This window comes from Pseudomonas sp. 3296, from assembly GCF_031456615.1.
Lineage (GTDB): Bacteria > Pseudomonadota > Gammaproteobacteria > Pseudomonadales > Pseudomonadaceae > Aquipseudomonas > Aquipseudomonas mucoides.
Genome location: NZ_JAVDUY010000005.1, coordinates 570,103 through 594,072 on the forward strand (window position 1 = coordinate 570,103; position 23,970 = coordinate 594,072).

Genomic DNA, 23,970 nt, shown 5'->3' on the forward strand with positions numbered 1-23,970 from the left:
GAAAATCCGTCGACTCCTGAAGGACAAAAGCAGCTTTACTGTAGGCCCTGGTTTGCGCCATGCCGAGTCGGCCGATAAAGTCCCGGTAACTTTCCCCACGGACGGAGTGCCCCAACGTGTTCTCAGCTTTCCATTTGAGCCGCTATCGCCGCTCGGCCCTGTCGCTGATCGTTGCGACGCTGACCCTCACCGCCTGCAACGCGCCACCCACCTCGACGTTGCCTGTGGCGCCCGAAAGCGCCTCGGGCTATCGCACCGACCTGCAAACCCGGCACGCCTCCAGACACATGGCGGCAGCGGCCAACCCGCTGGCGGCCGAAGCCGGCCGGGAGATGCTGCGTCAGGGCGGCTCGGCGATTGATGCCGCGATTGCGATGCAAGCGGTGCTGACGCTGGTCGAGCCGCAATCCTCCGGCATTGGTGGTGGTGCGTTGATCGTGCTCTGGGATGGCAAGGCGGTGCGCACCTTCGACGGTCGCGAAACCGCACCGGCCGGCGCCACCGAGAAGCTTTTCCTGAAGCCCGACGGCACACCGATGGCGTTCACCCCGGCACAGATTGGCGGGCGCTCGGTGGGTACGCCGGGCGTGTTGCGAGCGCTTGAGTTGGCGCACCGCAAACACGGTCGCCTGCCGTGGGCGAAGTTGTTCGAACCGGCCATCAAACTCGCGGAGCAAGGCTTCGCCATTTCGCCGCGCCTTCATTTGTTGATCGCCTCGGATTCATCCATGCGCAGCTCACCGGACATGGTGGCCTACTTTCTGAATGCGGACGGCAGCCCGAAAGCCGCCGGTACGTTGTTGAAGAATCCGGCATTGGCCGCTGTGCTGAAACGCATCGCCAATGAAGGGCCTGACGCGCTGTACAAAGGCGCCATCGCGCAAGAGATCGTCACCAAGGTTCAGGGCCATACCAACCCCGGCAGCTTGTCGCTAAACGATCTGCAAGGCTATCAAGCCAAGGAGCGCGCGCCGCTGTGCACTGACTACAAACGGTGGCAGGTGTGCGGCATGCCGCCGCCATCATCGGGCGGGATCGCCGTGGCGCAGATCCTCGGCACCTTGCAGGCCCTGGAAACCCGCGACCCGCGTTTCGCCCTCGCGCCGCTGAAACCGCTCAAGACCGAAAAACCCGCCGGCACCGAGCCCGCCCCGCAAGCCGTGCACCTGATCGCCGAAGCCGAGCGCCTGGCCTACGCCGATCGCGCGCAATACGTGGCCGATGCTGACTTCGTGCCCGTGCCGGTCAAAGGGCTGGTTGACCCGGCCTATCTGGCCAGCCGCGCTGCTTTGATCGGTGATCGCAGCATGGGTGTGGCCAAACCCGGTACCCCCCCAGGCATCAAGGTTGCCTACGCGCCGGACCGTTCGCCGCTGCGCATCTCCACCTCACAAGTGGTGGCGGTCGATGATCAGGGCGGCGCCGTGTCCATGACCACCACCATCGAGTCCGCCTTCGGCTCGCACGTGATGGTCCAGGGCTTCCTGCTCAATAACGAGATGACTGACTTCTCGTTCATCCCCGAAGAAAACGGACAAAAAGTCGCCAACCGCGTTGAGCCCGGCAAACGCCCACGCTCCTCCATGGCGCCGACCCTGATCTTCGACCGCCAAAGCGGTGAATTCCTCGCCACCATCGGTTCCCCTGGCGGCTCGCAAATCATCGAATACGTGGCCAAATCCACCATCGGCCTGCTCGACTGGAACCTCGACCCGCAAGCCGCCATCAACCTGCCCAACTTTGGTAGCCGTAACGGCCCGACAGAGCTGGAACAAGGGCAATTCAGCGCGGAGCTGATCCAGGCGTTGAAGGACAAGGGGCACAGCATCAGCGAGATTGACATGACCAGCGGCACCCAGGCGATTGTTCGGGTGAAGGATGCGCAAGGGAATGCGTCATTGGCTGGAGGGGCCGACCCTCGACGTGAAGGACAAGCGCTGGGGGATTGATTCCTACGCGGGAATGAAAAAGGGCTTACCGGGAGGTAGGCCCTTTTCAATCCCGGACGTCACCCCTCGCAAACATTCAGCCTAGCGCGAGATCTTCAACGCCTGTCGCGCCTTGTGCTTGTCCAGGGCGAGATCGATCAAGCGGCTGACCAGATCGCTGTAGGTCATGCCGCTGGCCTGCCAGAGCTTGGGGTACATGCTGATTCGGGTGAAACCGGGCAGCGAGTTGATCTCATTGATCAGCACTTCGCCACTGTCGGTGAGAAACACATCGACCCGCGCCAGCCCGGAGCAGCCCAGCACCTGGAATGCCTCGACGGCCAATGCCCGAATACGCTCGCTGGACTCGACACTAATGTTAGCCGGGACCACGACCTGCGCCGCCTGGGCGTCGATGTATTTGCTGTCGTAGGAATAGAAACCGCTACTCACCACAATTTCGCCACAACCGCTGGCGATCGCGTCTTCGTTGCCGAGCACGGCGCATTCGATCTCACGGCCATTGACGGCGGATTCGATCAACACTTTTTCGTCGAACCCCAAGGCCAGTTCCACGGCCGCCTTATATTCGGCTTCGTCACTGACCTTGCTCACGCCCACGGACGAGCCCTGGTTCGCCGGTTTGACGAACAGCGGCAGTCCGAGTTTGCCCTGCACCTCAGCGAACCCGGTACGCGCTGCCGTGGCGCGGTTCAGGGTCACGAACGGCGTCACCGCCAACCCGGCGTCGCGTAGCAGGCGTTTGCTGATGTCCTTGTCCATGCACACCGCCGAGCCGAGCACGTCGGAGCCAACAAAGGGCAAGTCAGCCATGCGCAACAGGCCTTGCAGGCAACCGTCTTCGCCCAGGGTGCCGTGGACAATCGGGAAGATCACATCGACGTGCCCGAGGAGTTCCTGACCGGAGGTTTCCACCAATTGCTGACTGACTTTGCCCGGCACCACCGCCAGTTCACGGTTGGACTGGTTGAGCGCGATCAGGGCCGGATTTTCCTGATTGAGCAGGAAGTTCGAAGGGTCGTTGAGGTGCCAGTGGCCTTGTTTGTCGATGCCGATCAACACCGGCTCGAAGCGCGAGCGGTCCAGTGCATCGACAATGTTCTTTGCCGATTGCAGCGACACTTCATGCTCCGCCGAACGACCACCAAAAATAATCCCTACCCGCAATTTGCTCATTCAACCCCCCTCAACGATTGGCCACCCGCCAAACAGCAGAGAGAACCTTGCAACATTCGCCCACGGTTTTCCACCCGTCCAGAGGGTTTAATCGCAGAGCAGACAGCCAGTCGATCACTGGGGTAACGTGTTCTTCACCGCGTTCGAGACACCCCCGCCATGGCCAAGCAAACGCCTCCCATCGACTGGTTCCACCGCGCGCCCGACGTGGGCGGCCTGCAACGTTTCGAAGCGTTTTTTGCAGGGCACGGCTACGACCTTCATCGCCACGACACCTACGCCATCGGCCGAACCCTGGCCGGTGTGCAGAGTTTTCAGTACCGCGGCGGATGGCGCCACAGCCTGCCGGGTGGGACCCTGGTGCTGCATCCGGACGAAGCCCACGATGGCGAGGCCGGCACCGAAGCCGGTTTCAAATACCGCATGATGTACATCGAACCGGCCCTGATTCAGCAGATGCTCGGCGGGCAACCGCTGCCGTTCATCAAGACCGGATTGTCGACCGACCCTCGCCTGTTCGCCGCCACCGACGCGCTATTGCGCAGCCTGGATTGCCCCCTCGACCCTTTGGAGGAGCAGGACGCGCTGTACGATCTGGCGCAGGCTCTGAGCAGCGTTTCGGGAACAACTTCCGCCCGCCACCAGAGCTTCGACTACGTGGCTGCGGAGCGTGCGCGGGAGTTCATTCACAGCGCACTGGATCGCACCGTGACGCTGGAGGAGCTGGCGCACCATAGCGGTCGTGATCGCTGGAGCCTGTCACGGGACTTTCGCCTGTTGTTCGGCACCAGTCCTTACCGATACTTGACCATGCGGCGCCTGGACCTGGTGCGTTCTCTACTGCTCCAGGGCCAGTCGCTGGTCAGCGCCGCGTTGATTGCCGGCTTCACCGATCAGAGCCACATGACCCGGCAATTCAGCAAAACCTACGGTCTGTCGCCGGCCCGCTGGATGAAAATGCACCGTCGCTGAGCCACGCACAATCGTACAAGAAGCAGACCTGAGCGCTGGTTATCGTAGGTTCACGATCAACTACGGGAGACACTTCATGTCCGCTTACAAAAGCCTGAACTTCGCTGAAAAAATCGCCCGGATCGATGCGCACTGGGCGCCCCGGGTCATCGCCGAAATGAACGACTACCAGTTCAAAGTGGTGAAACTATTGGGGGATTTCATCTGGCATGACCATCTGGAAACCGACGAAACCTTCATCGTGCTCGAAGGCCAGTTACGCCTCGAGTTTCGTGACGGTTTCGTGTTGGTCAACGCCGGCGAAATGTACGTGGTGCCCAAAGGGGTCGAGCACAAACCGTCCGCCGCGCAGGAAGTGAAGCTGCTGTTGATCGAACCCAAAGGCGTACTGAACACCGGCAGCGAAGGCGGTGAGCGAACGGCGGTCAATGACATATGGGTGTGAGGCGTTACCCCAATGTCTTGCCGTCCACCGGGTCGCCAATCATCAGGAAATGCCCGCCCGCCACATGGTGCAAGGTGCGCAAGGCGTCATGCCCTTCGAAGTGCCAACGACCGTCGCTGAAGACCCGCTCATCTGCCTGAGCGGCAATCACCTCGGCCAGGAACAGATCGTATTGCTGATGATTGGAAGGCTCTGGCAGCAATCGACACTCCAGCCACGCCACGCAGCCCTCGAGCAATGGAGCGTCGATCAGCTCACCGCTGAACGTTTGCAAACCGTAGGCCTGGAACTTGTCCTGACCTTGGCCCTGGGTCAACTCCAGGCCTGACGTCGAGCCAACGGTCTGGGTGATATCGGCCTGCGCCGCGCAAGGTACGTTGAGCACGAACGTTCCCGAGGCTTCCAGTAGTTGCCGGGTCCAGGTGGACTTGTCCAGCACCACGGCAATTTTCGGCGGTTCGAAATCCAGCGGCATGGCCCAGGCAGCGGCCATGATATTGCGCTGGCCATCATGGGCGGCGCTCACCAGGACGGTCGGCCCATGATTGAGCAGACGATACGCCTTGGACAAAGGAACCGGGCGGCGGTGGGAAACGCTCATACTGTCTGCTCCTGGAAAAAGAGCCGATTGTAGCGATTTCCACCGCGATGGCAGGTATCAAGTCGCCAGTTGATTGGCAAACTGTCCGACCGCGTTCACCACTTTCTGCGCACCGTCCTGAATCTCGACGATCACCGTACCGGCCTCCGCCGCCAGCGCCAGGCCTTGTTCGGCCTGGAGTTTGCCGTCGGCCATCAGGGCCACGGCGTTGCGCGCCATTTCCTGGTTCTGACGCACAACGCCGACTATTTCCTCGGTGGCCTGGCTGGTGCGAGACGCCAACTGCCGAACCTCGTCCGCGACCACGGCAAAGCCCCTGCCCTGTTCGCCCGCTCGAGCCGCTTCGATGGCCGCGTTGAGCGCCAGCAGGTTGGTCTGCTCAGCGATGCCGCTGATGGTTTTGACGATGGTGCCAATCACCAGCGATTGCTCGTTCAAGGCTTCGATGCCATCGCCAGCGGTCTGCATATGTTTGGCCAGGTCGCGCATCACGTCGACCGCTTGAGTCACCACGGCCGTACCGCGCTGGGCACTCTGGTCGGTTTGCTGAGAGGTGCTGTAGGCAATGTTGGCCGCTTCGGCCACGGCGTTTTCCTGATTGACCTGATCGGTGATCACGGTGGCGAACTTCACCACTTTGTAGAGCGTGTTGTTAGCGTCAACCACCGGGTTGTAGGACGCTTCCAGCCAGACCAGACGGCCATGGCTGTCGATGCGTTTGAAACGGCCGGCGACAAACTCCCCGGCGTTCAGGCGTCGCCAGAAGTTCTGGTACTCGGCGCTGCTGGCCTCCTGCGGTTCACAGAACGTACGGTGATGTTTGCCCTTGATCTGCGCGAGGCTGTAACCCATGCCGCTGAGGAAGCGGTCGTTGGCCGTCTGCACGTTGCCATCGAGGTCGAACTCGATCACTGCCGTCGAACGCACCAGCGCACTGATCAGGTTCTCGTGTTCGCGGGATGCTTCGATGGTGCGGGTCAAGTCGCTGGAGTAAATCGAGAAATGTTTGATTCGGCCGTCCGCAGAGCGCACCGGCTGCACAATCGAACGCAACCACGCTTCCTTACCATTGCCACGGAGCAAACGCACGGCCCCGGCGAAATGCTCGCCACGGGTCAGCGCGTTCTGGAAGCGGCGGTGGAATTCATCGGATTTGACATGAACCGGGACAATCTCGTCGATGTTCCGGCCGGTCAGGTCGCCGCTCTTGTAGAACATTTCGCCGAGGAAGTTCTGGTTGGCCGATTGAATCCGGCCATCGGGATTAAGGGTCAGGACCAGCATCTCGCTTTCCAGACTGTCCTTCACTTGCTGAAGGCTGGAGAGTTCTTCGCGAAGAGCCGACAGCTCCTGCTTCAAGCGTTTGTTGAACATGGGGAAGCACCGATGGACTGGGAGAGAAAGCGGTATGCAGCCAAGCCATCGGCGGTACGGGGGGTTTCTGAAGTGTGTTTCGGGTTTGTCCTACAAAAATAGTTACGGTCACACGCTGCGATTACATCGCGCCAGCGGCCGCGCAACGGCCGGCTCTGGGCAGGCGTGCGCCAAAATACGCCGCGCTGCCCACACCTACCGCGCCCATGACCGCGCAGAAGATCACGCAGACCCACGGACTCCATGGCATCAGACCAATCAACAACAGCGGTGTGATGCTTGCCCACGCGGCGTAGGCAATGTTGTAAGTGAAGGAAATGCCCGAAACGCGAACCCGCGCCGGGAACAGGCTCACCATCACTGACGGCACCGCGCCGACCACGCCGCAACTCAGACCGGCAATCGCATAGGCCAGACCGATCCAGTGGCCGCCGGTAATCAGGCAGGTATAGAGCACACCGATACCCAGCGGCAGCAGCAGGCTATAAAGCATGACCGTGCGCCAGCCGCCGATGCGGTCGACCAGCAACCCGGCGAGTATGCAGCCGATGTTCAGGAACACGATGCCCAGCGCACTCAGGGCGAAGGTATGGCTGGCGGTCATGCCAAAAGTTTTCTGCATCATGGTCGGGGTGATAACGACAAACACCACCACCGCCGAGGTCAGTACGCAGGTGAGGATCATTGCCGGCAACATCGCCAAGCGATGTTCACGCAAGACCGTGCGCAGCGGCAGTTCGACGGCGGCATCACGCTGGGCCTGCATCGCCATGAACACCGGGGTTTCACTGAGCCAGCGGCGCAACCAGACACCGATCACCCCGAACACACCGCCCAGGAGGAACGGGTAGCGCCAGGCGAAATCGAGAATTTCCACCGGGGTGAACGCCTGTGCGAGGAACGTCGCCGTCAGCGCGCCAATCAGGTAGCCAAAGGTCAGCCCGGCTTGCAGGAATCCGAGGGCATAACCGCGATGCCCGGCCGGCGCGTGTTCGGCAACGAACACCCAGGCGCTCGGCACTTCACCGCCCACCGCCGCGCCTTGCAGCACGCGTAACACCAACAGCAGCAGCGGCGCCCAGTAACCGATCTGCGCGTAGGTCGGCATGATCCCGATCAGCAGGCACGGCAGCGCCATCATCAGGATGCTCAGGCTGAAGACTTTCTTGCGCCCCAGCCGGTCGGCGAAATGCGCCATCAGAATCCCGCCCAATGGGCGCGCCAGATAACCGGTGACGAAGATCCCGAAGCTTTGCAGCAGGCGCAGCCATTCGGGCATTTCCGGGGGGAAGAACAGTTGGCTGAGGGTCAGGGCGAAGAACACGAAAATGATGAAATCGTAGATTTCCAGCGCGCCGCCAAGGGCCGCAAGACCGAGTGTCTTGTAATCCGAGCGGGTAAAAGGCGTCGGGCGCGAAGGGGTGTTGGCAGTCATGAAAAAGAACTCTGCAGCCGGTAAAAAATCAAGGCGCCCATGGTCTACGCAAACGCGCCCATGGACAAGCCGTTAGACCATAGTCCTGTTTTGGTAAAGTTTCGTCACAAAACAAGAGCGGTTGATTTACTGTTGGCGTCTGTCCAGACGGGCCTTTGCAGCCTGAAAGACCACAATAAACATAAAAATTCGAGGTACCCCCGTGGCCGCTGATATCGAAGATACCCGCTCCGCCCGCTTTGCCCTGCGCTGCTCAAGTTTTGCCGAACGCTGGTTCCCCGACTCCTGGGTATTTGCCGCGCTGGCGGTGATCATCGTCGCCGTCGCCACCCTGTTCATGGGCGCCAAACCGACTGACGCCGCCATGGCGTTCGGTGACGGATTCTGGAGCCTGATCCCCTTCACCATGCAGATGGCGTTCGTGGTCATCGGTGGCTACGTCGTCGCCGCCTCGCCACCCGCCGTGAAACTCATCGACCGCCTGGCACGTATCCCGAAAAACGGTCGCTCGGCCGTGGCGTGGGTCGCCTTGATTTCCATGACGGCCTCGCTGCTGAACTGGGGCCTGTCGCTGGTGTTCGGCGGTTTGCTGGTGCGCGCCCTCGCCCGCCGTGTCGATTTGAAAATGGACTACCGTGCCGCCGGTGCAGCCGTTTATCTGGGCCTTGGCGCTGTGTGGGCCCTGGGCCTGTCGTCGTCCGCTGCACAACTACAGGCCAACCCGGCCAGTCTGCCGCCGTCGATCCTGGCGATCACCGGGGTTATTCCCTTCACCCAAACGATCTTTCTGTGGCAGTCCGGCGTGATGCTGCTGACGCTGATCGTGGTCTCGTTGATCATCGCCTACGCCACCGCACCAGGTCCTAACACCGCCCGTGATGCCAAGGCCTGCGGCGTCGACCCGAGTTTCAATTTGCCGCCACTGCAACCACGCACTCGCCCCGGCGAATGGCTGGAGTACAGCCCGCTGCTGACCCTTTTGCTGGTGGCACTCGCGGCTGGCTGGCTGTTCCACGAGTTTTCGACCAAACCGGCGCTCACTGCCATCTCTGGACTGAACACCTACAACTTCCTGTTCCTGATGCTCGGCGCACTGCTGCACTGGCGCCCGCGCAGTTTCCTCGATGCCGTGGCCCGCGCAGTCCCGACCACCACCGGCGTGCTGATCCAGTTCCCGCTATATGGCTCGATCGCCGCGTTGATGACCACGGTCAAAGGCACTGACGCCCAGACCCTGGCGCACCACATCTCGACCTTCTTCGTCAGCATCGCCACCCACGATACCTATGCGCTGCTAATGGGCGTGTATTCGGCGATTCTCGGTTTCTTCATCCCGTCCGGCGGCGGCAAGTGGATCATCGAAGCGCCGTACGTCATGCAAGTCGCCACGGACCTGAACTACCACCTGGGCTGGGCCGTACAGATCTACAACGCAGCCGAAGCGCTGCCGAACCTGATCAACCCGTTCTACATGCTGCCGCTGCTGGGGGTGCTGGGGCTGAAGGCGCGGGACTTGATCGGGTTTTCGTTCGTGCAATTGCTGGTGCACACGCCGTTGGTGCTGTTTCTGCTGTGGGCGCTGGGGACGACGCTGACGTATACGGCGCCGGTGATGCCTTAGCCAGTAACCCTTCTGTCACATCCCGCTGCTAGCGTCCGCCGAAACATATTGCAACAACTTAGCTAAACGGGATTCGGCATGACTGACGATAAAGATGGCATTGACGCTCCTTCTCCCGACTCAGGCGCACCCACCGACACCAGCCGCCGCCGTTTTCTCGGTGGCGTTGCGGTGCTGGGTGTCGGCGCAACGTTGAGTGCTTGCGGTAATCCGGGGGATGAGCCGGGCAAACCGGTTGAACATCTGTTGTCCCCGGCGGAAATCGACAAAGCCCTGCACGACCAGGTGAAAACCGTGGTGGTGATCTATGCCGAAAACCGCAGTTTCAACAATCTGTTCGGCGATTTCCCCGGCGTCGAAAAACCGCTGTCGTCCCTTCAGCCTGGCGAGTATCAACAGCGTGATCGCGATGGCAGTTTGTTGCAGACGCTGCCACCGGTGTGGGGCGGCGTTTTGCAGATCGGCCCGCAAACCCTGGATGGCGTGACCTACCCCAGTGAAACCCAGTTTCAGGAGCAACTGCCCAACGCGCCGTTTGCCCTCAAAGGCCCGAACGCTGAAGACCTGCCGTTTGGCCTGGTGACCCGTGATTTGTGGCACGTGTTTTATCAAAACCAGATGCAGATCAACGGTGGCAAGAATGATGGTTTTGTCGCGTGGGCCGACTCCGGTGGCCTGACCATGGGCCATTACGCGCAGAGTCGTTACTCCCTGCGCTTGTGGGACGTTGCCCAGGAGTTTGTGCTCTGCGATAACTTTTTCCAGGGTGCTTTCGGCGGTTCGTTTCTCAACCACCAATACCTGATCAGCGCCACCGCGCCGTTTTATCCCGATGCGGCCAATTCGGTGGCCAAGGCGCAAATCGCGGTGCTGCAAAGCGACGATCCGGCGGACCCACGGCTCAAGCCTTTGGATAAATCCCCGGCCAGCGCCATGACCGGCCCACCGCAGTTCGGTCCCAGCGCCTTGACCCCGGATGGCTACGGCGTCAACACGCTCGCGCCGCCGTACTGGCCGACATGGATTCGCGACCCTGACCGCCCGGCCTACGCCAAACCAGACTTGCCGAACGTGCTGGTCCCGCAAACCCACGAGCACATCGGCGACAAGCTCTCAAAGAAAAATGTCGACTGGGCCTGGTACGCCGGCGCCTGGCAGGCGACGCTGGATCAGTTCAAGGACTCCGGTGGCATCCCGAAGATCCCCAACTTCCAGTACCACCACCAGCCGTTCAACTACTTCAAACAGCTGGGCCCGGAGAACCCGGCCGAACGCAGCAAACGTCTGCGCGACGCCGGCCTGGGCGATGAATCGAGCACCAACAAGTTCTTCGCCGATGCCGAGGCTGGCAAACTGCCTGCGGTGAGCTTCTACAAACCCCAGGGCAACCTGAACATGCACGCCGGTTACGCCGATGTGGCGTCCGGTGATCGGCACATCGTGCGCGCCCTGAAAGTGCTGCGCGAAAGCCCACAATGGAAAAACATGGTGGTCGTGGTCACGGTCGATGAAAACGGGGGTTGGTGGGATCACGTTGCACCGCCCAAAGGCGATCGCTGGGGGCCGGGATCGCGGGTGCCGGCGCTGGTGGTGTCGCCCTTCGCGCGCAAAGGCACGGTGGACCATACGGTCTATGACACAGCGTCGATTCTGCGTTTGATCACTCGGGTGTTCGGGCTGGAGAAGCTCGACGGGCTCAAGCAGCGGGATGAGGCGATGATTGCTCGGGGCCAGAAACCCATGGGCGACTTGACCCATGCGCTCAGGTTCAGCTGAGCAATTATCGGCCGATCTGCTTTAGTACGGTGGCCTGCGATCCACGCGGGCCCACGCTGAAAAGGATCTGAGCATGCTGAAACTCACAGGACTTACCTTTGCCGCCCTCGCCCTGAGCGCTACCGCCCACGCCGATGTCGATCTGAAACTGGGCAGCACCGAACGCGTCACCCGGCTCTTCGCCTACCCCAACAACTGCAATGTGATCTGCTTTCGCCATTGGACGCTTGAACAGACCGTCGAGCACTACCTGACTCAAAGCGTGCAGCGCGATGGCTACAGCACTGCAAAAGTGCGCGTCAAAACGGATAACCATCAGCTCTACGCCGACATCAGCGGTGTACCAAAGGGTTACGAAAAACCGCTGGCCGCGTTGCTCGATGCCGGCGATCTGGCCTACAGCGGCGCCAAAAAACTCAACACCGACAGCAAATGGGCCTACAACTGGTACTTGTTCCTGCCGTTGGGCATGGCCCTGGAAAACCGTAAGAGTGTCGAATTGCTGCACTTCCCGCCGGATTACTCCCTGACCCAGGCTCAGGATTACCTGCGCTCCGCGACCACGGATCGCTGGTCCACGTTGCTGACGGATAACGGCATCCCCGCCGACCAGACGCCGGGCTATCAGACCATCATCGACATCGCGCCCATTGCCGCGCCGGCCAGCGCTGGCAAGGACCTGGAGGGTGTCTACGGCTACTTCACGGATTACCAGACCACCATGGTCAAGGACGTCAGCCAGAACGCCAAAGGTGCGGCGCTGCCGATGGTCGCCTTTGGCGCGCCAGTGCGTAACTGGATCAAGCAGCAATATGGTGTGACCGTCGACGTGCTGGGGCTGGCGATGATCAGCCCGAAGAAAGGCCTGAACGTGCCGGTATTGGGCTCGAACCATCCGAGTTACATCTGGTACGCCGCCAACCCGGACAGCTATACCGGCGACGATGCTCAGGCGAAAGCCGATGCTGCGGGCTTGGCCGTCATGGGCCAGGATTTGAGCGCCGCGTGCTGGCAAGCCGGCATGGGCAGCACACCGGGCAGCGACCCTGCTGCCCAGCTGAAAAGCTGCACACAAACCTGGCAAGTGACCCAGAAAGAAAAAACCTGCGAGTTGTTCTACACCTCGATCCGCAACCTGACCCCGGAACAAGCCGAGGCCAAGTGCGCGACAACGCCAATCAAGGCCCAGCTGCAACAGCTGCAAGCTCCGGCGCCCGCAACAGCGATTCCGGCACCGGCGCTGTAATCACCTTGCGCGTCAGCAAAGGCTGACGCGCACTTCCCGACCGGCTTAAAGCTTCTCGACCGGGCGCAGACGGTATTGCGGCGGCAGTTGCTCAAATCCGCTGATGGTTGTGTTCAGGCTTTTCCAGCGACCGTCCTTGATCCCGTAAATGCAGCCATGGATCGACAGCGGTTGCCCACGGTGCCAGGCGTTTTGCACGATGCTGGTGTGGCCGACGTTCGCCACTTGCTGGATCACATTGAGCTCGCAGAGACGATCGACCTGTTCTTCTTCGGTCGCCAGCTCGGCCAGCTCTTCGCGCTTTTCGTAATAAAGGTCACGGATCGAGCGCAGCCAGCCGTCAATCAGGCCCAGCTGACGATCCTGCATCGAGGCGCGCACGCCACCACAGCCATAGTGGCCGGTGACCAGGATGTGTTTGACCTTGAGCACGTCCACCGCGTACTGAATCACCGACAGGCAGTTAAGGTCGGTGTGCAGCACCACGTTGGCCACATTACGGTGTACGAACAGGTCGCCCGGCAGCATGCCGACGATCTCGTTGGCCGGCACGCGGGCGTCGGAACAACCAATCCACAAGTATTCCGGCGTCTGTTGGCGGGCCAGCTTGGAGAAGAAGTCCGGATCTTCCTGTTTGATCGCTTCAGCCCAGCGTTCGTTGTTATCAATCAGATCTTGTAATTCGTTCATGCTGTAAAGCCTCAAGAATGATGCGCAGGTTTGACAAACAACCGCCCGTCGAGGTCACGCGCTTGATGCAAGTATGACCGGTGGAATTCTCAGGAGCCCAGTGGGTCAACCCTAGTAAGGCCCACAGTATGAGGAATTGCCATGACTGAATCACGACGTCCGTACGATGCGGTGCAACCTGAGCCGATCGACGACAACGAAGACCGCATGGGCTCGATGCAAGAGCTGGATTTCGATGAGGAAGAACCCAGCGCCAAAATCGGTGACGAGTTGCCCGAAACCGAACGCGAACGGCTGATGCCTCGCGAGCGCGTGCGTGAAGCCGGTATGACGGGGGCTTCGACCGATGATCACGAGTCTACCGATGATGACATGAGCCCGGAAACGTTGATCCATGAAGATGGCGCGCGGGATGCCCATGAAGCGGGTGACGGTGATCAGGCGGATTGGGATTTGAGCATTGTCGATGAAGATGACATTGGCGGGGGAAATGGCCTGGATGAGGCGGAGATGGCGCGGCGGGATCCGATGGATAAGGATCGGTGATTTCTATTGCCTGTTAAGCCGCCATCGCGAGCAGGCTCGCTCCCACAGTGGATTTTTGTCGTACATAAAACCTGTGGAAGCGAGCCTGCTCGCGAAGCTTTTTAAAGGGGTCAGTCGACCAGGGTGCAGGCCATGACCACGGCATCTTCCCGGCCACCCACCGCCGGATAATAATCCCGACGCCGGCCAATCTCGTTAAACCCATACCGCTCATACAAGCGAAACGCCGAGCGATTACTGTCGCGAACTTCCAGAAAGCACTCCCGCGCCTCAGCCTTGTAGGCAATCGACATCAAATGCTCCAGCAACGTCAAACCCAGGCCACGGCCCTGATTTTCCGGCTTGACGGTGATATTGAGCAGATGCGCCTCATCCAGAATGATTTGCACCACGCCGTGGCCGACCTGCTGCTGCCCTTCGAACATCAGCCAGATCTGGTACTTGCCCAGCCCGTCGAGAAAAATCCCGCGGGTCCAGGGATGGCTGTATGCCGCGTATTCGATTTTCAGTACAGCGTCCAGGTCCGCCTCGGTCATCGGGCGGAACGATACAGCGTCACTCATTTGATTCTTTCCAGCGCGCCATCAGCCGACGCATGGCTTGCCAGACATCAGCCTTACGCTGTGGCTCTTCCATTAATAATTCCAGACCCGGCAGGGCCCAGACCGAGCCCAGGCCTTCGACCTGGAGTTCGCGGTTGAACGATTCGGCGTTGGCCTCACCGGCAAATCGCACCGCAGGCAGGCCGATCAGCCACACGCACACGCATGGCGCGTCTTCGATACGCGCCGAGAGAAAGCCTTGCACGAAGTCGCGCGCCGCTTCCGGGCCTTGATCCATGGTGCCGCGAGCCAGCAGCGGCCAGCGCACCGGTTCGCCGACGATCTGCGGGCTGTCCGGCAGACCGGCAGCGCGCAGCATGTCCTTGAGCAATAAATAGGCGGGATCGCGAGTCTGGAACGTTTCGCCTGTGGGTAACTCCACCAGCAGCAGGCAACGACCGGCGCGCAACAATTGCAGGGCGAAGCGCGGTGGCGGCACCTGCACAACCTTGGCGACGACCGGTGCAGCCTCTTCTTCGACCTTGGCGTTGGTGCGCGTACTGGCCAATGAAGGACGCGGCACCTCGATCTTCACCCGTTCGGCCGGTTTGACCAGCGGTTCCACGGGCACATCAGCCACAGGCGCAGGCGCAACCGGAGCCATCGACGCGACGACCAACGGCTCAGGCATCTCCAGCAGCTCGGGGCGCGAGGGCGCGGCAAAGGGCAATTCGGTGCGCGGCAGCCAGTTGACCACCTGCATGGCGGTCAAGTAAGCGCGGCGACGGGACTCGATAAGCAAAGGTCGGCCACTTGTGGATAACTAATAGTGCGGTGATTCTACCGCCCTTCGCTCAAGATCGCCCGCCCTCGATCGATAGAAAAACTACTGTCTGTCCCGAGAGTGAATCGACACGCCTGCGATGCAGTACAATCGCGGCTTTTAATCGTCAACCAGCCGGCCATTCCGATGATCGAACCCAAGCGCGTCTTGCGCGCCCTCGCTGAACACTGGGCACTTCTGGAGCCACTGTGCGAGCACTTCGACCAAGGCACTCTGAGCCTCAACGAATTGCGTTCACAGTTGGCCGTCCAGCAACTCGACAGTACGCCGCAGGACATCACCAGCCTGCTGGACGTGTGGATCCGCCTCGACATTCTGGTTCCCGTGGCGAAAAGCCCGAACCGGTTCGAGCTCAATGCGCAGATTCACGACTTCCTCGCCTACCTGCGTCGTGAGCACCGTCTGGGTCTGTGCCTGGAAATCGAAGCCTACCTGCGTCACCTCGAGCGCCTGGCCGGTTACATTCAGGATGCCTTCGACATTCGCGATGGCCATGATCTGGCGCGCCAATTACGCTTGCTCGATATGCGCGTACGCGACGTACTGAAAAAACTCGATAACGATGAACAAGCATTGGTGGCCGTCGCCGAACGGGCGAAAACCAGCGATCGGCAGATTCCGTTGCGTCAGCGTTACGCTGAAGTGCTGGCGACCTGGGACGAATACGTCGAACCGATGATCGAACTGGTAAACGCCGACGGCGCCTTCGAACAAGGCGTACGCAAGGTCGAAACCGTGCTGCTGAAGATGCTCAGCGAGCAGCAGCGCCTTGGCCATCTGGTCGATGACGACATGCTGCTGCGTACCCACGCCCGTATCCTCGAAATGCAGACCAGCGCCCAATTGACCCTGCGTCATGCCCGCGAACTGTTGCTGCCGCTGCGTGAAGAAGCCCGTCGCCACAATGCCGTGACCCGTGGCGCGGCGCTGGCCCTGTCGGCCATTCGTCGCAAAGGCATCGATGCCGTCCCGCAAGCCGCGATGCCGATGTTCACCCGCCCGCACAGCACGTTCCTCGGCAGTGCGAGTCAGGTCGAAGCCTACGTGTATGCACTTGCCCGATTCGAACCGAAACCGGCGCGTTTCCCCAAGGCCCACAAGACCCAGAAAGGCGAAGCCCCTCGCGCGCCTCGTACCGTTCGCGAAATGCTCGAACGCTGCGAAGACGCCCTGCCGATGCCGGACCTGATGACCTGGCTGCTGGAGCAAGAGCCGGACGGCGCGACCGACGAGTTGCTGTACTGGTTCTCGCGCCTGTCGCGGGAGAAACGCTTCAAGCGCGAGCGCCTGGAGCGCCGCGAATACCACACTCATGAGCATCAGGTCAGCCTGCGCTCCTTCGCCCTGCTCTCGGCCGGCGCCGCCGCCGAGGATTCTGCGAGCATCCCACATGCATCTTGATCTAAACGAACTGTCCCAGCTGGCGCCGATCTTTCGCGAGCTGTTCAAGGGCTACCACGTCAGCCGCCGCGACCCGGAGTTGTACGCGCAACTGTCAAACTTCCAGGACCAGTACCGCACGCTGTTCAAGGCGCTTGGGTTTGAGCTGGTGTGCGACACCCGTGGTTTCTACTACTTCGTGCCTGACCTCGCCGCCGCAGCGGTGAATAAAACCGCGCAACGCCTGGCGCTGTTCACCTTTATCCTCGTCGAGCATCTGGCGGATCAGGGCCGTGACCCGGTGGCCGTGCTCGACGGTGGCAGCCTCGGCCGCGATGAATTGCCTTCCTTGCTGGAAAAGTACCGCGACCTGTTCATCCAGGCCGAAGTGCAGACGGTCGAAGAGCTCGAAGAAAAAATCATGCGCCGCATGACCCAGCTTGGATTCGCCGGCGAAGAAAACGGCATCTACCGTTTCCTGCCGCCGATGCACCGCTTCCTCGATGTCTGCCTGTCGGTCCAGCAAGACCGTGACTTGGCCGCCAGCCTGCACAGCGTTCTGCCATTGCCGGTGCCGGTTCTGATCGACGACGACAGCGACGAAAAACTGCTGCAAACCGATGATCCGCTAGACCTCAGTGACTTCGAAGAAGAAAGCGAAGAAGACGCCATGGCCCGCGCCATCGCCGAAGAACAGGAGACCGACGCATGAGCAAGGAACGCTACGGCATTCGCCGTTTTGCCCTTTTGAACACCGCCGGTTACAGCCTCGGCCTGTTTCCGCTGGAAGAGCCGCTGTCGGTCTACGGTGCGAACAACCTCGGCAAATCCGCCTCGATCAACGCCTTGCAGTTCCCGATTCTGGCGCGCATGTCGGACATGAGTTTCGGCAAGTACAGCCTGGAACAATCCCGACGTTTCTACTTCGCCTCGGACACCAGTTACATCCTGGTTGAAGTATCGCTGCCCCACGGCCCGCACGTGATCGGCGTAGTCGGTCGCGGCCCGGGCGGTGGTTTCGGTCACCAGTTCTTTGCCTATGCCGGCAAACTGGATCTGGCGCATTACCAGAAGAACGACACCTGCCTGCGCCAGAAAGAACTGTTCACCAACCTTGAACGCGAAGGCCTCAAAGCCTACGAGTTGAAGCCTGATGAGCTGCGTCGTTTGCTGGTCGGCGGTCACACCTCGATCCCGCTGGACCTGACGCTGATCCCGCTGCGATCCACCAGCGAGCAGAGCCTGAAGACCTTCCGCGCACTGTTCATCAACCTGCTGCACATGCGCGAAATCACCGCGGCCAAGCTCAAGCAACTGTTCCTCGATGCGTTTGAGCACAGCCTGCGTTCCGGCAGCGTCGACTACATCGCCGCGTGCGAAGAAGCGTTCCGCGATGTACGGCGCATGGAGCAGGATTACAACTCGCTGGTCACTGCTGGCCCGCTGGTTGAAGCACTGGCCGCCGGCGTGGCCCAGCGCAATATCCTGCGCGGCAAATTGCACCGCATCTCGCCGCTGCTCGATTCCCTGCTTGGCACCTGGTCGGACTACGCCAGTGCGCGCAAGGAAGAACTGACGATTCAGGCCGAGCATTACCGCAACGAGCAGGACGCGCTGCAAAACGATCAGCGTGGCGGCACACAAGAGCTGATGCGCCTGGAGCGGGAAATCACCGGCATCCAGCGCTGGCTCGGCGAACTGTCGGTGCTCAAACATCGCTTCGCGTTGGTCGATGACGTCAAAGTGCTGGAGCAGCAACTGCTGGCGGCCAAGGACGCGCACGACGAACTGGCCGGTGCACTGGCACAGTCGCGGCAGTTCTCTGCCGAAGACCTCGAAGAGCGTCTGCGCGATCTGGAAAAACGTCTGAAGTCGGTCAAGCAACAACTCGATCACGCCGACAACAACAGCTACGCCCGTCTGCGCGAAGAATTCTCGCAGCAGGACGTCGAGCGCCTGATGCGTCTGTTCAACAGCGCGCTGTTCAGCCTGCCGCTGGGCGAACACGGCATCACGCTGGACGAGGACGGTCAGTGGGTCAAATCCATGGAATTGATCCTCGACGGCTTCAAAGGCGAGCGCTTCGAAGTGCCCGGCCTGTCCATCGACATCTCGCACATCGAGCCGCCCGCGCTACAAGCCTTGGCTGACCGCGCCGCGTTGCGTGATCAGAAAGAGCGTCTGGACAAAGAACTCAAGCAACTCAAGACCCAACAAGCCGTGGCCGCCGACCGCGCCGCGAGCAAGACCCAGACCGAAGCGCTGTACCAGCAAGTGCTGGACGCGCAGAAAGCCCTGGAAGATTTCCGTCGTGCGCAAACCCTGAGTGCCGAGGAAGGCGACAAGCTTGAGCAACTGGCACAGATGGAAGCAGCGCAGGACGAATTGAAGCGTTCCAGCGACGCCTTCACCGAACGCGTCCAGCAACTGTCGGCCAAGCTGCAACTGGTCGGCCGTCAGATCGGAGACATGGAAGCCAAGCAACGCACCCTAGACGACGCCCTGCGCCGCCGTCAGCTGTTGCCGGCTGACCTGCCGTTCGGCACACCGTTCATGGACCCGATCGACGATTCCATGGACAACCTGCTGCCGCTGCTCAACGACTACCAGGACAGCTGGCAGGGTTTGCTGCGCAGCGACGGTCAAATCGAGGCGCTGTACGCGCAGGTCCGCCTCAAGGGTGTGGCCAAGTTCGACAGCGAAGACGATATGGAGCGTCGCCTGCAGCTGCTGATTAACGCGTACGCGCACCGCACCGACGAAGCCCTGACGCTGGGCAAGGCACGCCGGGCGGCGGTCACGGACATCGCCCGGACCCTGCGCAACATTCGTAGCGACTACGACAGCCTCGAGCATCAATTGGCGTTGTTCAACCGCGAGATCAACAAGCGTCAGGTGTCCAACCTGCAAAGCTTCCGCATCGTGCTCGCGCCGAACAAGGAAGCGCTCAAGCACATCGACCAAATCATCCACAGCGCCGGCCAATACGAAGAAGGCGAAACCCTCTCCGTGTTCGACCTGAGCCAAAGTGCCGATCAGGACAACAAGAACGAAGAAGCCAAGGAATACCTGGCGCGGCTGGTAGCGGCCAACCACAACCAGCTGGGCCTCAAGGACTTGTTCGAACTGGCCTTCGAGATCACCAAGGTGAATGGTCAGCCGGTCATCCATACCGACATCGACGGCGCCGCATCCAACGGCACCACGATGACCATCAAGGCGCTGACCAACATGTACCTGTTGCTGCATTTGATGGACCGCGACCAGGCCGGTCGCGTGCGCCTGCCGTACTACCTCGACGAGGCGGCGGACATCGATGAGAAGAACCAGGCAGCGCTGCTGGAAACCAGCCTGCAACTGGGCTTCGTGCCGATCCTGGCGAGTGTGAAGCCGCAGGTTTGCGCCAGTGTCGCGATTGACCTGGAAGGTGGCAGCGGGCCGAACGGGATCTACATCGATGAGGCCGACTGGAAGTACATTCGCCGTCATGACGAGGTGAAGGCAAACGTTGTTGCGCAGGCGGATGAACCGGAGCTGGATGCGGTTTGAGTTAAACCGCTAGATACGAAAAAGGCCGCGATCCAATGGATCGCGGCCTTTTTTATGGGCGTTAGACTACTTGCCGATTGAGATCTTCGGCGCCCAGGTCAGCCATTCATCTTCAAACTTGTCGAACAGCGGGAAGGTCTGTTCAGCTCGCGCCGGGCTGCCCATGCGATCGCCGTCCGGCGTGGCGAAGGCAATGCCGCCCTGAATCAGCGTCTCCAGCGATTCAGTGCGTACGGTTGCGCCCTTGAACAAGCCGTAGTCAAAACCAAAACCGCTGGTGTTCCAGAAACGTGTACCGCTGCGCACCAGCGGCGCGTATTTCGGTTCGATCAGAATGTGCACCAGCACACGATCTGCCGTCTGCCCAAGCTCGTAGCCAGTGACCTTGCCGACAGTGATTTCGCGATACGTCACCGGCACACCGGTTTTCAGCGAACCACGGCGCGCGGCGCTCAGGACCAGACTCAGACCGGCTTCCTGCCTGGCCGTCTCGGGCGGGTTGGCCAACGCTACAAAGTTCTTCTGCGGGCCGAGGTTCTTCGGGGCAGGTTGTACTTCGATGTATTGACCCGTCACCAGCGTTTCCAGATTGCGGGTCTTGATCAAACCCAATTCAGGTTTGACCACCCAGAACTGAGTGCCCACCCGGGCAATGCGCTCCGGCACTTCGGTGATGCGTGCGGTGAGCATCACCGATTGCAGGTCATCGGTAAGGTCAACGTCTTCGATCTTGCCGACGTCCAGCCCTTTGAATCTCACCGGTGTGCCGTTACGCAGGCCATCGGCGCGTTCGACCTTGATAGTGACCACAGTGCCTTTCTGATTGGCTTCGTCATGGTTGGCGAACAGACGGAAACGCGGGATCTTCTTTTGCAGCGGGGCTTTGGCTTCCGGTGTCTCAAAGGCGATGCCACCGGCCATCAGGCTTTGCAGCGATTCACTTTTGACTTGTATCCCGCCCGTCAGTCCGCCCGTGAGCGTGATGCCGCTGGCATTCCAGAATCGGGTAGAGGCGTTGACCAAGCCTTCGTATTCCTTCTCGATGTGAACGCCAATCACCAGTTGTTTCTTTTTCTTGGAGAATTGATAGCTCTGCACCGAACCGACTTTGACCTGTTTGTAGAGAATCGGGCTGCCGACTTCCAGCGAACCGAGGTTCTCGGTGAACAACACCAGGTGCAAGCCCGGTGAACGCAGGTCCAGCGGTGGCGCCTTGGGCCGCGCGACGAATTCGCGCTGTGGCGCGGAGCCTTTATCGCCAGGGCGCACGGCGATGTAGTTACCTTTGACCAACGCTTCCAGACCCGTGATCCCCGCGAGGGAAATCGACGGTTTGACCACCCAGAATTGGGTACCGGTAACCAGGTAATCTTCGGCCAATGGATCGAGGGTCAATTCAGCGGTGGCGCCAGACAGGTCCGGATCGATCTTCAGCGCTTTCAGATTGCCGACCTGGATGCCTTTGTACATGACCGGTGTGCGGCCAGCCTGCAAGCCTTCGAAATCGGTGAGTTTGACCTTGACCCGGATACCGGCGGCAGCGGCGTCGAAGTCTTCGTAGAGACGGAACGGCAGGCTCGGGTCGGTGGGCGGACTGTCCTTGCGGTTCTCCGGAGTGGCGAACGCGATCCCCCCGGCGACGATGCTGGCAAGCGACTCACTGCGAATTTTCACACCGGAGAGGTTGGCGTCGATGCTGATGCCGCTGGCGTTCCAGAAACGCGTGTGTTTGCGCACCAGATTGGCGTAGGTGGGCTCGATGAACACTTTGAGCTCGACCGTACTCTGGTCTTCCGAGAGCACATAGCTTTTGATCTGGCCGACTTTGATCTGCTTGTAGAACACAGGGCTGCCACGGTTCAGCGAGCCGAGGCGATCAGCCTTGATGGTCAGGTGCAATCCCGGTTTGGCGTCGGACAAGGGCGGCTCTTCTGCCAGCGCCTTGAATTTGCGAGTGGGCTCGCCTTCACCGGGACTGATCGCCACGTAATTGCCCGACACCAAGGTTTCCAGACCGGTGATACCGGCCAGCGTCACGCTCGGTTTAACCAGCCAGAAGCGAGTGCTGGTCCTGAGGTATTGCTCGACATCCTTGTTCATCTCGATGGTCGCGATCACGCCTTTGGAAGCGCCTTCGTCATCGAGCTTCAGAACTTTCACCTTACCGACGGACATACCTTTGTAGACGACTTCCGTCTTGTTGGCCTGGATGCCCTCGCCGCTTTCGAAGCGCACCTGAACCTCGATGCCGGTCTCGTTATAGGCACGCCAGCCGAGCCAGCCGCCGATGATCAAAGCGATCAGGGGCAGAATCCAGATGGCTGACCAGTTCGAGGCCGGTCGGGTTTTCGCTGTAGGCAAATCAGTCATGGTCGTCGTCCGACTCCGTGTTATCCCAAATCAGTCGGGGATCGAAAGAAACTGCAGCAAGCATCGTCAAAATCACCACACTGGCGAAGGCGATAGCACCAAGATTGGCTTCGATGCTGGCAAGCCGTCCGAAATTAACGACCGCCACCAGGATGGCGATCACAAAGATATCCAGCATCGACCAGCGGCCGATGAACTCGATAAAGCGGTACATCCAGATTCGTTGGCGAGCCGAGAGTGGCTGGCGGCGCTGTATGGAAAACAACAGTAACCCGATGCCCACCAGTTTGAACGTCGGCACCAGAATGCTGGCAATGAACACAACTGCCGCGATGGGAAACATGCCGTAATGAACCAGGTCAATCACACCGGACATGATGGTGCTGGGGGCGCCCTTGCCGAGTGAGTTGATGGTCATGATCGGCAGCACGTTAGCCGGAATGTAGAGAATCGCCGCCGTTACCAGCAGCGCCCAGGTACGCACCAGGCTGTTTGGGCGACGGGCATGAACCAGCGCACCACAACGGGTGCAGACTTGCTCGTCGGTGTCAGCGTCCTGCTTGTTCAACTCATGGCATTCCGCACAAATCAGAATGCCTGCATCAATCGCCCGCATGGGCATCCTCTCCTGATAAAGCCTGCCAGATCTGATGAGGCGACATCACAACCTCCAACCCGACCTGAACCAACAGCAAACTGATAAAGCACACCAGACCAAGCCCCACACTAATAGCTGCCATATCTGCCAGTTTTACGAACGCGACCAGCACGCCCATGAGGTAAACCTCGAGCATTCCCCAATCCCGTAGATGGTGATAAATGCGATAGAGCAACAGGCCGTAGCTGCGTCCGATATCAAAGCGAATGCTCAACAAGACGGCCAATTGGCAGAGCAGCTTGAGCAGCGGGATTCCCATGCTGCACAGGAACACAATCACCGAGACGCTTTGCATGCCGGTGTCGAACAAGGCTACAACGCCGCTCCAGACAGTGTCCTTCGACGATTGCCCGAGTAGATTGAGTTCCATGATGGGTAAAAAGTTCGCCGGCACGTATAACAATAAAGCGGCGATAACCAGAGCGAGACTGCGCTGTACGACATTGTGCCGATGGGCGTAGAGCTCATAGCCGCAGCGAGGACACAGCGCTTTCTCTCCATGGGCGAGTTCGGGTTTGCGCATCAGCAAGTCGCACTCATGGCACGCAACCAAATCGTCCAGCGGTAATTCTGACAGCCTTGCGGCGTCAACCGGATCTGACATAAAGGATCTGTTCCGAAAATATTGGCCCTATTCTAGAGGCATGAGTCAAAAATAACTGCGCCAATTTGTGCGTTAAGGGCGAGTACTTTTCGCAGACAAAACAAAACCCCTACCTGCATACGCAGATAGGGGTTTCGGAATTTAATCTTGACGATGACCTACTCTCACATGGGGAAACCCCACACTACCATC

At 60.2% G+C, this 23,970-nt stretch carries 20 protein-coding genes and 1 pseudogene; 10 read left to right on the top strand and 11 right to left on the bottom strand.

Annotation, left to right across the window (positions count from 1 at the left end; translation table 11 throughout):
- Nucleotides 1-116 precede the first annotated feature (116 nt).
- Nucleotides 117-1,949: a gamma-glutamyltransferase gene (ggt, locus tag J2X66_RS16645; protein WP_310266149.1), complete on the top strand. Its 1,833-nt coding sequence runs from the start codon at nucleotides 117-119 to the stop codon at nucleotides 1,947-1,949.
- 81 nt (nucleotides 1,950-2,030) lie between these two features.
- On the opposite strand, the gene ddlA is transcribed toward ggt, so the two are convergent.
- Nucleotides 2,031-3,125, bottom strand: coding sequence for a D-alanine--D-alanine ligase (ddlA, locus tag J2X66_RS16650; protein WP_310266151.1), 1,095 nt, complete (start codon nucleotides 3,123-3,125; stop codon nucleotides 2,031-2,033).
- Nucleotides 3,126-3,284: 159 nt separating this feature from the next.
- On the opposite strand from ddlA, the gene J2X66_RS16655 reads away from it, so the two are divergent.
- Together J2X66_RS16655 and J2X66_RS16660 are read left to right on the top strand one after the other, a co-directional pair.
- Nucleotides 3,285-4,097 (top strand): AraC family transcriptional regulator, encoded by an 813-nt coding sequence (locus tag J2X66_RS16655; RefSeq protein WP_310266153.1) that lies wholly within the window; start codon nucleotides 3,285-3,287, stop codon nucleotides 4,095-4,097.
- A gap of 76 nt (nucleotides 4,098-4,173) precedes the next feature.
- Nucleotides 4,174-4,542 (top strand): cupin domain-containing protein, encoded by a 369-nt coding sequence (locus tag J2X66_RS16660; protein ID WP_310266156.1) that lies wholly within the window; start codon nucleotides 4,174-4,176, stop codon nucleotides 4,540-4,542.
- Between the two features lie 4 nt (nucleotides 4,543-4,546).
- On the opposite strand, the gene J2X66_RS16665 is transcribed toward J2X66_RS16660, so the two are convergent.
- The 4 genes and pseudogenes from J2X66_RS16665 to J2X66_RS16675 all read right to left on the bottom strand — a co-directional run bounded on the left by J2X66_RS16665 (nucleotide 4,547) and on the right by J2X66_RS16675 (nucleotide 7,952).
- The gene (locus J2X66_RS16665) at nucleotides 4,547-5,143 is read right to left on the bottom strand and encodes a flavin reductase family protein (RefSeq protein ID WP_310266158.1); all 597 of its coding nucleotides are present in this window, start codon (nucleotides 5,141-5,143) and stop codon (nucleotides 4,547-4,549) included.
- A 57-nt stretch (nucleotides 5,144-5,200) separates the two neighbouring features.
- Complete coding sequence (locus J2X66_RS30240) at nucleotides 5,201-5,809, bottom strand: methyl-accepting chemotaxis protein (protein ID WP_405046785.1); 609 nt, start codon at nucleotides 5,807-5,809, stop codon at nucleotides 5,201-5,203.
- Nucleotides 5,789-6,517, bottom strand: a pseudogene (locus J2X66_RS30245) (PAS domain-containing protein); the annotation flags it as partial. The gene J2X66_RS30240 and the pseudogene J2X66_RS30245, both read right to left, overlap by 21 nt.
- Nucleotides 6,518-6,638: 121 nt before the next feature.
- On the bottom strand, nucleotides 6,639-7,952 hold the full coding sequence (locus tag J2X66_RS16675) for an MFS transporter (RefSeq protein ID WP_310266162.1): 1,314 nt from the start codon (nucleotides 7,950-7,952) through the stop codon (nucleotides 6,639-6,641).
- Nucleotides 7,953-8,154: 202 nt separating this feature from the next.
- Here J2X66_RS16675 and J2X66_RS16680 point away from each other — a divergent pair, with 202 nt between their 5' ends.
- The 3 genes from J2X66_RS16680 (at nucleotide 8,155) to J2X66_RS16690 (ending at nucleotide 12,595) form a co-directional block, all read left to right on the top strand.
- Nucleotides 8,155-9,573 (top strand): TIGR00366 family protein, encoded by a 1,419-nt coding sequence (locus J2X66_RS16680; RefSeq protein WP_310266164.1) that lies wholly within the window; start codon nucleotides 8,155-8,157, stop codon nucleotides 9,571-9,573.
- A 78-nt stretch (nucleotides 9,574-9,651) separates the two neighbouring features.
- Nucleotides 9,652-11,349: an acid phosphatase gene (locus J2X66_RS16685; protein ID WP_310266166.1), complete on the top strand. Its 1,698-nt coding sequence runs from the start codon at nucleotides 9,652-9,654 to the stop codon at nucleotides 11,347-11,349.
- 73 nt (nucleotides 11,350-11,422) lie between these two features.
- Complete coding sequence (locus J2X66_RS16690) at nucleotides 11,423-12,595, top strand: hypothetical protein (protein ID WP_310266169.1); 1,173 nt, start codon at nucleotides 11,423-11,425, stop codon at nucleotides 12,593-12,595.
- Between the two features lie 45 nt (nucleotides 12,596-12,640).
- Here the strand turns inward: J2X66_RS16690 and can are convergent, their stop codons facing one another.
- Nucleotides 12,641-13,285, bottom strand: coding sequence for a carbonate dehydratase (gene can, locus J2X66_RS16695; RefSeq protein ID WP_027925919.1), 645 nt, complete (start codon nucleotides 13,283-13,285; stop codon nucleotides 12,641-12,643).
- Between the two features lie 141 nt (nucleotides 13,286-13,426).
- Between can and J2X66_RS16700 the strand changes: the two genes are divergently transcribed.
- Entirely contained in the window at nucleotides 13,427-13,831 is a 405-nt protein-coding gene (locus J2X66_RS16700; protein ID WP_027925918.1) for a hypothetical protein, read from the top strand.
- 110 nt (nucleotides 13,832-13,941) lie between these two features.
- On the opposite strand, the gene rimI is transcribed toward J2X66_RS16700, so the two are convergent.
- Nucleotides 13,942-14,394 (bottom strand): ribosomal protein S18-alanine N-acetyltransferase, encoded by a 453-nt coding sequence (gene rimI, locus J2X66_RS16705; RefSeq protein WP_046030107.1) that lies wholly within the window; start codon nucleotides 14,392-14,394, stop codon nucleotides 13,942-13,944.
- Nucleotides 14,387-15,136, bottom strand: a complete 750-nt coding sequence (locus J2X66_RS16710; protein WP_310266238.1) for an energy transducer TonB — start codon at nucleotides 15,134-15,136, stop codon at nucleotides 14,387-14,389. Before J2X66_RS16710 ends, rimI begins: the two co-directional genes overlap by 8 nt.
- A 207-nt stretch (nucleotides 15,137-15,343) precedes the next feature.
- Between J2X66_RS16710 and mksB the strand changes: the two genes are divergently transcribed.
- The 3 genes from mksB to mksF are packed head-to-tail and all read left to right on the top strand — an operon-like array spanning nucleotide 15,344 to nucleotide 20,146.
- On the top strand, nucleotides 15,344-16,618 hold the full coding sequence (gene mksB, locus J2X66_RS16715; protein ID WP_310266175.1) for an Mks condensin complex protein MksB: 1,275 nt from the start codon (nucleotides 15,344-15,346) through the stop codon (nucleotides 16,616-16,618).
- Nucleotides 16,608-17,309 carry an Mks condensin complex protein MksE gene (mksE, locus tag J2X66_RS16720; protein WP_038981553.1) on the top strand — a complete coding sequence of 234 codons (702 nt, stop codon included), beginning with the start codon at nucleotides 16,608-16,610 and terminating at the stop codon, nucleotides 17,307-17,309. Before mksB ends, mksE begins: the two co-directional genes overlap by 11 nt.
- Nucleotides 17,306-20,146, top strand: a complete 2,841-nt coding sequence (mksF, locus tag J2X66_RS16725) for an Mks condensin complex protein MksF (RefSeq protein WP_059182153.1) — start codon at nucleotides 17,306-17,308, stop codon at nucleotides 20,144-20,146. The genes mksE and mksF overlap by 4 nt, the downstream gene beginning before the upstream one ends.
- Before the next feature lie 66 nt (nucleotides 20,147-20,212).
- On the opposite strand, the gene J2X66_RS16730 is transcribed toward mksF, so the two are convergent.
- From J2X66_RS16730 to J2X66_RS16740, 3 genes are read right to left on the bottom strand one after another with little or no spacing between them, the layout of a single operon-like run.
- Nucleotides 20,213-22,516 (bottom strand): MlaD family protein, encoded by a 2,304-nt coding sequence (locus J2X66_RS16730; RefSeq protein WP_310266179.1) that lies wholly within the window; start codon nucleotides 22,514-22,516, stop codon nucleotides 20,213-20,215.
- Nucleotides 22,509-23,132 carry a paraquat-inducible protein A gene (locus J2X66_RS16735; protein ID WP_310266182.1) on the bottom strand — a complete coding sequence of 208 codons (624 nt, stop codon included), beginning with the start codon at nucleotides 23,130-23,132 and terminating at the stop codon, nucleotides 22,509-22,511. Before J2X66_RS16735 ends, J2X66_RS16730 begins: the two co-directional genes overlap by 8 nt.
- Nucleotides 23,119-23,778: a paraquat-inducible protein A gene (locus J2X66_RS16740; RefSeq protein WP_310266184.1), complete on the bottom strand. Its 660-nt coding sequence runs from the start codon at nucleotides 23,776-23,778 to the stop codon at nucleotides 23,119-23,121. The genes J2X66_RS16735 and J2X66_RS16740 overlap by 14 nt, the downstream gene beginning before the upstream one ends.
- Nucleotides 23,779-23,970 lie beyond the last annotated feature (192 nt).

What these genes read in the sequence shown, in the direction of transcription:
- ddlA (WP_310266151.1), bottom strand. Translation starts at nt 3,125, where the DNA reads ATGAGCAAATTGCGGGTAGGGATTATTTTTGGTGGTCGTTCGGCGGAG.
- J2X66_RS16655 (WP_310266153.1), top strand. Translation starts at nt 3,285, where the DNA reads ATGGCCAAGCAAACGCCTCCCATCGACTGGTTCCACCGCGCGCCCGAC.
- J2X66_RS16660 (WP_310266156.1), top strand. Translation starts at nt 4,174, where the DNA reads ATGTCCGCTTACAAAAGCCTGAACTTCGCTGAAAAAATCGCCCGGATC.
- J2X66_RS16665 (WP_310266158.1), bottom strand. Translation starts at nt 5,143, where the DNA reads ATGAGCGTTTCCCACCGCCGCCCGGTTCCTTTGTCCAAGGCGTATCGT.
- J2X66_RS16675 (WP_310266162.1), bottom strand. Translation starts at nt 7,952, where the DNA reads ATGACTGCCAACACCCCTTCGCGCCCGACGCCTTTTACCCGCTCGGAT.
- J2X66_RS16685 (WP_310266166.1), top strand. Translation starts at nt 9,652, where the DNA reads ATGACTGACGATAAAGATGGCATTGACGCTCCTTCTCCCGACTCAGGC.
- J2X66_RS16690 (WP_310266169.1), top strand. Translation starts at nt 11,423, where the DNA reads ATGCTGAAACTCACAGGACTTACCTTTGCCGCCCTCGCCCTGAGCGCT.
- can (WP_027925919.1), bottom strand. Translation starts at nt 13,285, where the DNA reads ATGAACGAATTACAAGATCTGATTGATAACAACGAACGCTGGGCTGAA.
- J2X66_RS16700 (WP_027925918.1), top strand. Translation starts at nt 13,427, where the DNA reads ATGACTGAATCACGACGTCCGTACGATGCGGTGCAACCTGAGCCGATC.
- rimI (WP_046030107.1), bottom strand. Translation starts at nt 14,394, where the DNA reads ATGAGTGACGCTGTATCGTTCCGCCCGATGACCGAGGCGGACCTGGAC.
- J2X66_RS16710 (WP_310266238.1), bottom strand. Translation starts at nt 15,136, where the DNA reads ATGCAGGTGGTCAACTGGCTGCCGCGCACCGAATTGCCCTTTGCCGCG.
- mksB (WP_310266175.1), top strand. Translation starts at nt 15,344, where the DNA reads ATGATCGAACCCAAGCGCGTCTTGCGCGCCCTCGCTGAACACTGGGCA.
- mksE (WP_038981553.1), top strand. Translation starts at nt 16,608, where the DNA reads ATGCATCTTGATCTAAACGAACTGTCCCAGCTGGCGCCGATCTTTCGC.
- mksF (WP_059182153.1), top strand. Translation starts at nt 17,306, where the DNA reads ATGAGCAAGGAACGCTACGGCATTCGCCGTTTTGCCCTTTTGAACACC.
- J2X66_RS16730 (WP_310266179.1), bottom strand. Translation starts at nt 22,516, where the DNA reads ATGACTGATTTGCCTACAGCGAAAACCCGACCGGCCTCGAACTGGTCA.
- J2X66_RS16735 (WP_310266182.1), bottom strand. Translation starts at nt 23,132, where the DNA reads ATGCGGGCGATTGATGCAGGCATTCTGATTTGTGCGGAATGCCATGAG.
- J2X66_RS16740 (WP_310266184.1), bottom strand. Translation starts at nt 23,778, where the DNA reads ATGTCAGATCCGGTTGACGCCGCAAGGCTGTCAGAATTACCGCTGGAC.